This window comes from Acinetobacter sp. GWC1_38_13 (genome assembly GCF_001767535.1).
Classification (GTDB): Bacteria; Pseudomonadota; Gammaproteobacteria; order Pseudomonadales; family Moraxellaceae; genus Acinetobacter; species Acinetobacter junii.
Genome location: NZ_MELG01000130.1, coordinates 1 through 12,715 on the forward strand (window position 1 = coordinate 1; position 12,715 = coordinate 12,715).

The 12,715-nt window shown below is 38.8% G+C and carries 9 protein-coding genes; 2 read left to right on the top strand and 7 right to left on the bottom strand.

Going from position 1 to position 12,715, the window contains the following annotated elements; all coding sequences use genetic code 11:
* Positions 1–36: 36 nt before the first annotated feature.
* Both A2003_RS14110 and soxR read right to left on the bottom strand, forming a co-directional pair.
* The gene (locus A2003_RS14110) at positions 37–1,164 is read right to left on the bottom strand and encodes a Re/Si-specific NAD(P)(+) transhydrogenase subunit alpha (RefSeq protein WP_004681732.1); all 1,128 of its coding nucleotides are present in this window, start codon (positions 1,162–1,164) and stop codon (positions 37–39) included.
* A 699-nt stretch (positions 1,165–1,863) separates the two neighbouring features.
* Positions 1,864–2,352 carry a redox-sensitive transcriptional activator SoxR gene (gene soxR, locus A2003_RS14115; RefSeq protein ID WP_286687531.1) on the bottom strand — a complete coding sequence of 163 codons (489 nt, stop codon included), beginning with the start codon at positions 2,350–2,352 and terminating at the stop codon, positions 1,864–1,866.
* A gap of 71 nt (positions 2,353–2,423) precedes the next feature.
* On the opposite strand from soxR, the gene A2003_RS14120 reads away from it, so the two are divergent.
* Both A2003_RS14120 and A2003_RS14125 read left to right on the top strand, forming a co-directional pair.
* Positions 2,424–2,843 carry a RidA family protein gene (locus tag A2003_RS14120; RefSeq protein ID WP_286687532.1) on the top strand — a complete coding sequence of 140 codons (420 nt, stop codon included), beginning with the start codon at positions 2,424–2,426 and terminating at the stop codon, positions 2,841–2,843.
* 19 nt (positions 2,844–2,862) lie between these two features.
* Complete coding sequence (locus A2003_RS14125; protein WP_286687533.1) at positions 2,863–4,059, top strand: MFS transporter; 1,197 nt, start codon at positions 2,863–2,865, stop codon at positions 4,057–4,059.
* A 248-nt stretch (positions 4,060–4,307) separates the two neighbouring features.
* On the opposite strand, the gene A2003_RS14130 is transcribed toward A2003_RS14125, so the two are convergent.
* The 5 genes from A2003_RS14130 to A2003_RS14150 form a co-directional block, all read right to left on the bottom strand.
* Positions 4,308–6,041 carry a UvrD-helicase domain-containing protein gene (locus A2003_RS14130; protein WP_279186050.1) on the bottom strand — a complete coding sequence of 578 codons (1,734 nt, stop codon included), beginning with the start codon at positions 6,039–6,041 and terminating at the stop codon, positions 4,308–4,310.
* Positions 6,038–8,119: an ATP-dependent nuclease gene (locus A2003_RS14135; protein WP_004960773.1), complete on the bottom strand. Its 2,082-nt coding sequence runs from the start codon at positions 8,117–8,119 to the stop codon at positions 6,038–6,040. Before A2003_RS14135 ends, A2003_RS14130 begins: the two co-directional genes overlap by 4 nt.
* 113 nt (positions 8,120–8,232) lie before the next feature.
* Positions 8,233–11,337, bottom strand: a complete 3,105-nt coding sequence (locus tag A2003_RS14140) for a type I restriction endonuclease subunit R (protein WP_004960776.1) — start codon at positions 11,335–11,337, stop codon at positions 8,233–8,235.
* Positions 11,338–11,512: 175 nt separating this feature from the next.
* A complete protein-coding gene (locus A2003_RS14145) occupies positions 11,513–12,019 on the bottom strand; it encodes a hypothetical protein (protein WP_042891682.1) in 507 nt (168 codons plus the stop codon).
* Positions 12,016–12,714 (bottom strand): DUF3800 domain-containing protein, encoded by a 699-nt coding sequence (locus tag A2003_RS14150; protein WP_004960779.1) that lies wholly within the window; start codon positions 12,712–12,714, stop codon positions 12,016–12,018. The genes A2003_RS14145 and A2003_RS14150 overlap by 4 nt, the downstream gene beginning before the upstream one ends.
* Position 12,715 lies beyond the last annotated feature (1 nt).

Below are 12,715 nucleotides of genomic sequence, written 5' to 3' on the forward strand. Positions count from 1 at the left end.
CGAAAATTGTAATCGTTTCAACCATGAGAACTCTCCTTAACCGCGCTTGAGCAGTACTTGACCGCCATGAGTCACGAGTAACGCTTTTTGGATTTCATCTTCTTGATTGATCGCAAAGTTTTTGTCTTTGTCGAATAATGTTTCAAGGAAGTTGAAAACGTTACGTGCATACAATGCAGATGCTTCTGTTGCAACTGTGCCTGGAATATTTGGGATACCCAAAATTTTCACGCCATTTTCAGTAACAACAGTCTCGCCTTCTTTAGAACCTTCAACGTTACCACCAGTTTCAACAGCCATATCCAAAATAACAGAACCTGGTTTCATCTTGGCAACAGTTTCAGCCTTGATTAGACGTGGAGCATTACGACCTGGAATCAATGCAGTTGTGATTACGATGTCAGCATTTGATACCGCTTTATCTACAATCGCAGCTTGATCCTTGATGTATTGCTCACCTGGCTGCCAGCCATAACCGCTTTTCGCAGCTTCAGCAGCACGTTGCTTTTCTTCATCTGACATTGGTACGTCTAACCATTTACCGCCTAAAGACTCAACTTGTTCTTTAGCCGTTGGACGTAAGTCAGTTGCTTCTACAACTGCACCTAAACGTTTTGCAGTCGCAATCGCTTGAAGACCAGCAACACCAACACCCATGATCACGACACGCGCAGGTTTTACAGTACCCGCAGCCGTCATTAACATTGGGAACATACGTTGATATTCAGCCGCAGCTAACAATACAGATTTATAACCAGCCAGGTTTGCCTGAGAAGAAAGTACATCCATGTTTTGTGCGCGTGAAAGCGTACGAGGAAGTAACTCTAAAGCAAAAGCAGACACTTGCTGAGCAGCAAACTGGTCCAGTTCTGGATTGCGGTAAGGGTCAAACATTGCAACCACAGTCGTATTCGCCGCAAGCTTTTGAATTTCGTCACCCTTAGGGGCACGTACCTTCAAAATAATTTGGCTACCTGTATATGCATCGTCTGTAATGGTTGCGCCAACTTGTTCATAAGCACTGTCAATATACGCAGCTTTAACACCAGCACCACGTTCAATGACAACGCTATGACCTGCGTTAATCAACTTCTTTACTGTCTCAGGTGTAGCAGCTACACGACTTTCACCGACGACAGTTTCGGTTGGGATTCCGATCTGCATGAGCGTTCCTCAAGCTAGTTTTTCTTAAGTAAACATCGCGGATAGCAATGTTTCCCCCAGGAGTATTCTTTGTAGAATTTTGGATTCTAATGGAAGTTTTTTAAAATTCCACCCAATATTTATTTAATAAATACCTATATTTTGAACTGATGATTCATATTTGTATTTAAACCTTGTATGCTCAGCACGTTTGTCTTCCGGTTAAGCAATAATTCAAATTTATACAAACAAAATAATTCGATTTGATTATTATCAATACAGCTCAATTCTTGCCTAAGCTTTTATTGATATAAAAGCCTGTATAGCGATATCTCATAAATAAACTAAAATCCGCTCTCACTATCTCTGATACATAAATATCACAGCTCATCTCTGAATGATTCGATTTGCTTATGTACGTATCAATTGATTAGGTCAATTTGCATCTTAATCATGCATTTAATTATAAGGATTGGCTTCTTTAAAAGTTTTACTGGTTTTAAATGCGACTTTTCTATCAATTTATCTGATAACAACAGCTTATTTCGCTTTCACTTGATTCATTTTTCTTAAGATTGGGTTGATCTCACTATGCAAAAAAAGATTGGAAAACTAAAAAAGAAATGTAAAAAGTTTAAATGGCATTTTCTCAAGTGATATTTATGGGAGATTGTCTTACTAAAAGCACCATATTGCACAATTTTAGTGCAAAAATAGACATTATGTTGAAATATCAATGTCATCTTGATTCATCAAAAACAAAATTTTTTGAAAATGTGCTCCCATTGCTTCTTCAGCAAGACAATCGTCAGGGTTTCGTAAAGGACATTGTTCCAGAGATAAGCACCCACATCCAATACATTGATCTAACTGCTGTAGCAATTGGAGTAACATCATAATTTGTTGATCCAGTTGTCCTTGCCACTGTTGAGACTTGATTTGCCAATCTTTTTTTGTCGCACTGCGATGTTTAGGTAAAGTTTCGAAGGTTTGCTTGATTTGCTGTAATGATATTCCAACTTGCTGCGCTGTTTTAATAATAGCAATACGTCTCAGCATTGCCCTTTGATAACGACGCTGATTACCTGTCGTTCGTATCCCCCAAATTAATTCTTTTTCCTCATAAAAGCGAATGGCTGGAACGCTTACACCGCTTCGCTTTGCAAGCTCACCTATCGTTAGCCAACTTGGAGATTGTTGTTTTTTCAAAATCTGCTTGACCTCTAGTTAACTTGAGCTTTGATACTAACATTTTTAGAATTTCTACGAACGGTTTAGTCATGAAAGATTCAGATTCTCTCGCATTCAAACTCATTAATCCTAATGGGCTGTATGATCCTAGCCTAAATGGATATAGTCACATTGCTGTCGTTCAGCCTAATATGAAGATCATTCATATCTCAGGGCAAGGCGGAGAAAATAATAAAGATGAACTTTCATATAATTTTGACCAACAGGTACAACAAGTCTTTTATAATATTCAAACAGCACTCAATTCAGTACAAGCACAGCTCAAAGATATTGCTGTTTTGCGCGTGTTAATTGTCAATCACAATGCTGAAAAGCTACATTTGCTCACACAGACTATCCAACACTTTTGGAAAAATGCTGCATTTCCTGCATGTACGCTCATTCCCGTGCCTTGTTTAGCGTTGGAAGGTATGCAAATTGAAATCGAAGCAACTGCATATACTGTGTAAACCAGTTTAAGAGAACATTATGCCTAACACTCAAGATATTAGTGAAAATAAAGCCTTACTCTGGTTTATGGCGGCTGCATGCGGTCTATGTGCCGGTTCAAACTATTATAGTCAACCACTCATCCACTCCATACAACAGTATTTCTCTGTTAGTCAGAGCCAAGCTGCTCTTACAGTTACCTTTGCCCAAGTTTCTTATGCTCTCGGTTTACTTTTTATTGTCCCTATGGGCGATGTGGTGAATAAAACCAAATTTATTCCACTCTTAATGAGCTTATGTGCAGCGGGATTGTTTATCAGTGCATTCTCTGTGAACTTACCGATGCTTTGGGTCGGTACCATTATGGCTGGATTATTTTCTGTAGCAGCACAAGTGTTGATACCGTTGGCAACAATGACGGTTCAACCTGAGAAAACAGGTGAAGTTGTAGGTTTTTTAATGAGTGGGCTATTGGTCGGTATTCTTTTGTCGACCAGCTTAGCTGGCTTATTCTCGAACTTGTTTCACTGGAAGGTAATTTATATCATCAGTGGAATTTTGATGCTGTTTCTTGCCTTTGCACTTAAAAGCCGTCTGCCATACGTCATGAAGATGAAACTGAATTATGGGCAAGTATTTGTTTCAATGGGGCAACTATTAAAACAAGAAAAACGTTTAGTGCTGAGAGCATTGACAGGTGGTTTTGCTTTTGCAGCAGTAAGTATTTTGTACTCAACGATTGCTTTACTACTTAGCTCTGCACATCAATTACCCGATTTATTTATTGGTATGGTGACTTTAGTTGGTATTTTTGGTGCTTTATCAACCCAATATATTGGTAAATATGCGGATCAGGGATTTACCAATCAACTCACTTGGATGGGTTGTGGTTTGTTTATCTTGAGTTGGATATTTTTTTATTTTGGTCAACTCTATTTATCTAGCTATATCTTGGGTTTTGCACTGATTCAGTTGGCGCTTGCATTGGTTCACACGAGCAATCAAAGCATAATCTTTCGCTTACGCCCTGATGCAAAATCACGTATTAATGCCATTTATATGACTGCTTATTTTACCGGTGGCGCGTGCGGTTCTGCTTTAGGAATTTTTGCATGGAACCATGGTGGTTGGACGATGACTTGCTTTGCAGGTATTGGCTTAGTGCTAGCATGTATGATCTTTAGCTTATTAGATTTACTACTCACTCGAAAAAGCACTGCAATGCATCAACTTTAGATAAACTAATATTTAGATTTCTCAAGGATGAGGATGATTGGTGAATTTTTCGTAAAACTCGTATAATGCTGCCCTTTCTTTTCTTGTCCACATCCGAGAATATTTTATGCAACCACTTGAATCATTAAAGCCACGTATTTCCGTTGCCCCAATGATGGATTGGACACTTAAAATAAAATAACAAATTAATATCAACAACTTAAATTGTATAAAATAATTTATGGTGTAAATTTGGCGTAAATTCTATTTTATGTACCAAAACTTAACTCTTCAACATTCTCACTTCCAAAAAGATTACTCACTGTAAGAAGTGCAGTGTCTGACAATGACTGAGTTGCCAGCACAGCAAGTCTCGTCATTGGGCGAGATATAGATACATAGAAAAGATTCCGAGCACGATAGAAACCTTTCATATTTGTCTTAGTCAGCTTTTTAGTTTCAAGTAGCTCAAGAAGCTGAGGCCAATTATAATGATTCCACCCTCCACCTAAGATTACCAATACATTATCAAACTCAGCACCCTTAACACTATGCTGGGTTGCAAAAGGGGTTAACTTTTCAATAAATCTTGTAACCTCGATAACTTCTTTATACGGGATTTCTCTTAATTTTTTATAACGTTGTGATCTTGAAGACATTTCAACTTCAGGTATGCCCATCAATGAAATAAGCTCTTCCTCTCTTCTAAGTATACGATCAGGCAGAGATGGACGTTTAGTAATCTTTAAATGGTCTATAATTTGACCAATAGTCCCTTCTATTCTCAACTTTAGCAATCGATCCATATCTCTACGCCACAACATTTTATCTTCATGTTTTGTAATAGCAGGTCTAGCACCCAATATCTTAAACATATCTCCGTAATGTGATGAACTATAAGCCATGCACATTGGCTCTATTACTTCAGCAAAGAACCTAATGACCGGATCTTCCTTTTTTGTAAACTGTTCTGTACGACCTCTAAATAATTCAACAATTTTCGGATAACCTTGTTCAACTGCCAAAACATTGTGACTAAGCATTAATACTTTTGTCTTTTTTAAGTCCCACCCCTCTACTCTTAACCTAGCCATCAACTCTTCACGACAACTACGTGCTATGTCAGAAGGTAAATCTTCCTTTGAATGTGCTGTATTCGTTCTAGGCCCATTATAACTGTTAGTATGGAAAAACCGAGCTTCACCTTTGGCTTCTGGTAAGCTAACAACTTGTGGAAGCTCTGGGCGTAAAGCGTTTAGAACATTTACTACAGCAGGAACTGATCGAAAATTTGAACCCTTTGCAATTTCTTCAATTGGGTATTCAGCTAATTCATACTCACTACTATAAATAGTCTGCCAATGATCTCCGAAAAGACCTATGATTGGTCCAGTCTTCGACTTTAAAAAATAATCAGTAATAGCATCCATAAATTGACGATGAGTATCTTGATATTCATCAATAAAAATTACTGGAAATTGCTGACTAAATAACATCCGAAACTTTTCCTTAGCTAAAAGCATTGCCATCAATTCAGGAATATCATCATGATTAAGTGTAATGCGCATCTCATCTACACTAAAGAATCCCAGATCATATTCTACTAACTGTGATCCAATCCCCCCACTTTGTTCAACTTTCTCTTTTTTATCCTTTAGTTCAATTACCAAATCACGTATTGCCTTCTGAAATTGACGAATGAATGCCCAACAGAAGCCATGAATTGTGTCAACAAGAATTGCCGGATGATCTTCAATTTCTTGAGCAATCTCATTGCGTGCAACTTCTGTATAAGTAATACAAGCAACTTTTTTGCCTGACTGTACTAACGTTGAACCACGTTCGTCGATTAGTCTCTTGAGTGCAGCTACCAAAGAATATGTCTTACCTGCTCCCGCACCTGCTTCAAGTCTAAAACTATAACCCGCATCTAGAGCCTGATTGATCTTTCTCTGAGCTTCTTGTGCAGCAACTAGTGCAGGATTTTCTTTAATCTGACTCATGCTGCTCCTCCTTTGTCTAATGGTTCTAAATTTTGTATAGGAACATCAGATTCAGAAAGCCAAATCAGGCCTTCTCGAATATATCGAGGTACAACCCATTCTTTTACACGAATTGCATATTCTAAAGCGAAATCCGCTTTAGTAAGTCCCTGCGCATATTCCCAAGCTTCTGTAGCAACATCGTCTTCACTTGGTAATGGAAATTGATTAAGGTTCGCTAAAATAAGAGCATCTTCATAGCTTCTTGCACAAATATTAGTTTTTGGATCTTCAGGGATTTGGTAGGCAATTCGACGAAAGTTAACCTGCTTTTCTATGGCATTTTTAGCAATTAAATCAGCTGGAGATATTTGCCAAATTACTTTTTCATCTAAATCTTTAGGACGAAACCAATCCTTGATAGCCGCATTAGAGGTTCTCTCACCTTGAGCTACTGGACATTTTTCCCATATTTTGGTTTTTACTTTCTTCTTATTTTCTTTTTCCACCATTTTAGTTGAGTCTAAATCGGTAATGACTAGAGTCTTAAGTTCAAGAAAGTCGAGGAGTGGATAAAAAAGATGAGCATGAGCCCCTCCAGCTTCAATACAAGTTACATACTGGCTTGCTAATTTTTGATGTTCTGGTAAGGATATATCAACTAATTCTCTGAGGCGAGGCATTAATAACCGTTCAGTTGTCCCTTCAACCATAATCACTTTATCTGCAAAATAAAGATCACACTTAGTCAGAGTCATGTATTTATGCAAGAACCCTTTATCAGCAGAAGATATTGTTTGCATGCCCTTTTTAAAATCTTTAACTTTAGTATTTCTAATACTTTTCACTGAATCTTTCTGGTTATAGAAATATCTTACTGCATCAAAACATGCCGCATTAGCAACATGAGAAGAATGTGTAGTAATAATAAACTGAACATTCCAAACGTCTTCTGCTGGATAGGCACTCGAAAGCTTTTGAATAGCAGCATTTAATTGATTAATGAAAACTTCCTGCATCTGTGGATGCAAATGAGCTTCAGGTTCTTCAATGAATATCAAATGGGCTGAAGGGCGAGTAATTTGAGATCGGTAAATTTTGTGATAGCTTTCAAGTTGTAGCAGCATATAGATTAAATTTCGCGTACCAAGACCATTATATCCCTCAGGTAAATGCACACCATCTGTACCGCTATAAACAACTTTTGTATGCCCAGACAAAAGTGCCTCTACATTTAATGAAGTTTCAGGCCTTAATTCAGTATCATTAAGACTTGGAAAACCCATCACCCCCATAACAGGTAATAACTTTTTGAGCATTTTGTCAAAATCACTTTGAACATTAAGCTCAATATCTTCAACAGATTTCTTTAATTTCGCAGCTAACTCTTGATCAGATTCTGTAGCCGTTGGTGCAGCAGCTGTTTTAAACAATTCACTAAGTAATTTTCCGATAACATCAGCCTCACCAAGCTTTGTCTTATCAAGAGTTCTTTGTGCTTGAACAAAGTTACATTGTAATAATGCTGCGAATGCTGAAGTACCCTCGAAATTTCTCTTATTAGACTTATCCGTCGGATCTATCGCACTAACATGCACTTCGTAAATTTTTGATAAGTTATTACGTAAACACTTAAAAAAATGTATTTGAGGTTCCATACCTACTGGTGGTTGAGGTAAATCAAACAACAAATGCATTTTTGCTAAGACAGGCCTATATTCAATACAAGCAATCGCTGTTGTAGAGTCCATATCTAAATCAATGATAAATGGTGAAAGAGGTCCTAAAGTCGGGGCATCACTATCGTATCGAAATGTCAAAGAAAGAGTGATTATAGGCAGTGTATTATATATCTGCTCTGGACTTGCCCCCTCTTCTTTCAATTTTCTTGCATTTAAAAACTTCTCACGAGACAAACTAGAAAAATCTTCCAACCTAAAACGGGCTCCTGACTCACCACAAAAACAATCAAATATGCTAGTAAAAGATGTTTTTCCGCTATTATTTCGCCCAACAATCACAGTTGAATTCTTTTCTAATACAATCTCAATATCTTCAAGAAGTCTATACCCCTCAACTCTAACTTTTTCGATACGCATTGTTCCCCCCAAAATACATTGGTTATTGTAACTTTATCTATTTTTTCAAAGGTTTCGCCCAAGAAGAGCATGTAAATTATTTTGTGTAAATTACGTTCTTTATAAATGATTTTTTAGCTAGTCGTCCACGCATTCGACAACTGCTCAGCTTGCTTCATCACCAACTCAATCGCTTCAGCTGCTTTATCAGGCGGGTACTTCCAACGCTGCAATGTACGACGCACAAGAATTTTAAGCTGAGCACGCACACTATCCCGAACCTGCCAATCGACCGTCGTTGATTTCCGTAGCTTCTCTGTAATCTCTCGTGCGATCTGTTTCAGCGTATCGTCTCCAAGCTCTCTGACCGCACTTTCATTGTTTGCCAAAGCATCATAGAAAGCGATTTCATCTGGATTTAACCCAAGTGAAGCTTCACGCTGCATCTCTGCCTGAAATTCTTTTGCCATTTGAATGAGTTCTTCAATGACCTGAGAAGTTTCAATCGCTCGGTTATTGTATTTCCTCAAGGTTTCCTGCAAACGGTCAGAGAAGCGTTTTTCCTGTACCACATTGTTTCGTGTCTTTGCCTTAATGCCATCATTGAGTAACTTTTCCAACAGTTCAACTGCCAAGTTACGGTATGGCATCTGCCTTACATCTTCTAAGAACTCATCTGAAAGCAAGCCAATGTTAGGTTTATCCAAACCACACATTGCAAAGACATCTGTTACGCCATCAGCAATGACAGCATTGTCCAGAATCTGTTTTAGCGCACTGTCCTTTTCAGCTTGCGACAGTTTACGATCTACAGAGGTATGCTTGCTAATGACCGCTTTAATGGCTGAGTAAAAGGCAATTTCTTTGTGCAGGTTCTTCGCTTCATCCAAGGTGCTGCATAAAGAGAAGGCTTTATTGATTGCTAAGACTAAATCAAGAAAACGCTTTTTACCATCCTTCAAGCTCAGCACATAGTTAGCTGCGGGGATAATCAGTCGGTGTGCCTGAGTTTCGTAAGCACTCAAATCCATACCTGCCTGTTCGTTGGTTTTGGCGAACATTCCTCGTATTACATCCATCTTTTCAGCAAGAACTGCATAGGCTTCTTCTGCACGTAAAGTCGGCTCACCTTTCCCTTTGGCATCGGTATAGGTTTTTAAGGCCTGCTTCAATTCATTAGCAATGCCGATATAGTCAACAACTAGTCCACCCTGCTTATCTTTAAAGACACGGTTCACACGTGCAATTGCCTGCATGAGATTGTGCCCCTTCATCGGTTTGTCGATATACATGGTATGCGTGCATGGTGCATCAAAACCTGTAAGCCACATATCTCGGACAATCACTAGCTGCAAAGGATCTTTGACATCCTTAAAGCGTTTCTCAAGACGTTTTTTAGTTTGCTTATTGTAGATATGCGGCTGTAATAATGGTTTATCTGAAGCTGAACCCGTCATCACAATTTTGATTTTGCCTTTTTCAGGATCAGGGTCATGCCAATCTGGACGTAAGGCAATAATCTCATTGTAAAGGTGGACACAGATCTCGCGGCTCATGGTCACAATCATGCCTTTACCCGCCGTGGCTTCGGTACGGGCTTCAAAGTGTGCAACCAAATCGGCAGCTATCTGTTTCAGCCGTGGTGAGGCACCCACCAGCTTTTCTAGTCGGCTCCACTCACTTTTAGTCTTTTCTCTGTTACCAACATCTTCTTCATCTTCTACAACCTCATCGACTTGATCAGATAGCTCTTCGATTTCAGCCTGATTAATATCTAGCTTTGCCAAACGTGATTCGTAATAGATGGGTACAGTTGCACCATCATCAACGGCATCCTGAATGTCATAGATGGAAACATAATCACCAAAGACAGCTCGGGTGTCTTTATCCTCACTCGAAATCGGCGTTCCAGTAAAGCCAATAAAAGCAGCATTCTTTAAAGCATCACGCATGTGCTTGGCATATCCAAACTTGTACGTGCCATCATTGCTTAGTTTTGCTTTCAAACCATATTGGCTACGATGTGCTTCATCTGACATCACAACAATATTGTGGCGTCCATTCAATAATGGATGCTCACTCTCACCTTCCAATAATGCAAACTTTTGTACTGTGGTAAAGATGATGCCACCAGACTCACGCTCAGCTAAAAGCTGTCTCAGCTCATCACGGGTATTGGCTTGTACTGGGGTTTGTTTTAATAGTTCTTGAGCATTGCTAAAGGTTTCAAAGAGCTGTCCATCCAAGTCATTACGGTCGGTTACGATTAACAAGGTTGGGTTGTGCATGGCAGGCTGCTGTAAGAGTTTGCCTGCATAGCAGCACATGGAAATACTTTTACCCGAGCCTTGGGTATGCCACACAACGCCTGCCTTCTTATCCCCATTCGGATTGGCTGCTGCAATGGTCGCCTGTACCGCTGCCCGAACCGCATGGAACTGATGATAGCCAGCAATTTTCTTAATGGTCTTTTCGCCATCTGTTTCAAATAACACAAAGAATCGGATGTAATCTAAAAACAATTCTCGGTCAAAGAAGCCCCGAACAACTGTTTCTAGCTCCCATTCTAAAGCAGGTTTATCATCTTCATGCTTAATTGTACGCCACGGCAAAAAACGTTCCTGATTCGCTGTGAGTGAACCTACACGTGCTGTTACGCCATCACTCACCACCAAGGCTTCATTAAAAACAAACAGATCCGAGATTTCTTCTTTGTAGGTTTGCAGTTGGTTAAAAGCATCCCAAATATCCGCGTTTTCATCGGTTGGGCTTTTTAGCTCCAACACCGCAAAGGGAATACCGTTAATAAAGCAGATGATGTCAGGGCGTCGCGGCTGCTTCACACCTAGAATGGTAAATTGATTGACCGCAACAAAACGGTTTTGCTGCACATGGTTGAAGTCCACCAAGAAGGCATGGTCATGTACCCAATCGTCCTGTTTCTTATAGGTGACAGGTACACCTTCCAATAACATACGGTGGAAAGCACGGTTATTAATGACTAAATCCAAACTTTCAGGCTTGCTCAGTTTTAGCCAAACCTGTTCAAAACAGCTTGCAGGCAAATGTGGATTTAAGCGTTCAAAAGCCGCCTGTAAATCAGCTTCGATTAAAATCTGTTTATAGTCGTTGCGTAAAGGGTTACTGCTATCGGGCGCAATATCAATACCATGAACGACTCCCCAGCCATTTTCGGTGAACCAGTCGAGGCAGAGATTTTCGAGTTGCGTTTCGTTCATGGATTCCCCCTATTCATTTAAACTTTAAATTCTGGTCTCTAATTACTATTTATATAGACATTATCTTTTGTAACTGCTATTGCGACCCTATATCAGTTTACTTATAATGTGCCTAGCTCATCTACCTAGTGTAGAAGGAGTATACGAAGTCCTTATATAGCAATATATCGGGGCTTTAGCCTTTTTTAGGGGTATGAAAACTTTCATATTCTTTTCTAAGTTTCCGTTTTGTATGCTCTCTTAGGCAATACGCTGTTTTCAATAAATAATATTTTTCATCTAAATCTGTTTTACGCTTAGCTAAAATAACAACAAAATCCAGATGTTCCGCCCAAATAACAACATGTGTTTCTCTACCGCGCTGATTTTCCCAATATAGAAAACCTGCTTGATGTGCATTCGTTATACACCAAGCCACCCACCGAATTCTCTCACAACGCTTTAGATCTGGAAGTCTGTCCTCTTCATTTTTATTATTTTGATCTACAGCTTCAGAAATCAAATGCCAAAAGCCAAAAGCTTTATCTTTTGTTGTCGGACGAAATCTGACTTTTACGGGTGTATTTAGAAACAATAAGTTGGCATTGACGACTGTTTCTAAATAAACAGCATAGATTTCATTTTCATAGTCATTCCAGCTATCAAATCCCGCAAAAGCAATCAGTTCAGGAGGAGTATTCAATATTGAGGACTCCATATAAACAAATTAAACTTTTCCGCTTTAAGCAATGTGCTTATCTGCAAGCTCAACTGTGAACGATTTTGTAAATAATGAATGAGTTCAAGCTTCGCTTCACTCGTCTTTAGCCCTCTATGCAAATACGATAAGGCACCTATAAACAAGTCTGCTAGCTGTAGCAACAAAACATCATGTGATTGCACCAAATCTATTGAATGGATAATAGTGCGATCGAAATCATAATTCGCATTGCATAAAACCTCACGCAACTTTGTTACTTTCTCTTGTCCCTTAGTATCTTTGATATCTAAATAGATTTTGTAATTATGATTTGGTGCAATTAAACGATTCAGCAGTAAGTACCATTGCTTATAATAAAAATCATCGTGACTCTGCATAAAGTTTGCATGATTTAATTTACTTTTATCTGGAATCACAACGCCTCTAAAATAAAGAAGAGGTTCATCAAAAAATAAATCTACGAGTGCTTTATAAAATGGGAGTTTGCTTTTAGAAACTTTCGTCCATTTAATTTCATTATTTGCAGAGATCTCAAATTCTTTTTTGAGTTGCTTAACTTTTCTTGCTAAATACTTATGATGTGAATCTGGGCACCATATTGCACCAAGTACCATTGCAGCAAAACCATCATTTTCGAGATGACAGCTTTCATCACAATAAATATTAAAAATACTCACG

Coding starts and splice junctions, on each gene's coding strand:
- A2003_RS14110 (WP_004681732.1), bottom strand. CDS start 1,164: ATGCAGATCGGAATCCCAACCGAAACTGTCGTCGGTGAAAGTCGTGTA.
- A2003_RS14120 (WP_286687532.1), top strand. CDS start 2,424: ATGAAAGATTCAGATTCTCTCGCATTCAAACTCATTAATCCTAATGGG.
- A2003_RS14125 (WP_286687533.1), top strand. CDS start 2,863: ATGCCTAACACTCAAGATATTAGTGAAAATAAAGCCTTACTCTGGTTT.
- A2003_RS14130 (WP_279186050.1), bottom strand. CDS start 6,041: ATGAGTCAGATTAAAGAAAATCCTGCACTAGTTGCTGCACAAGAAGCT.
- A2003_RS14135 (WP_004960773.1), bottom strand. CDS start 8,119: ATGCGTATCGAAAAAGTTAGAGTTGAGGGGTATAGACTTCTTGAAGAT.
- A2003_RS14140 (WP_004960776.1), bottom strand. CDS start 11,337: ATGAACGAAACGCAACTCGAAAATCTCTGCCTCGACTGGTTCACCGAA.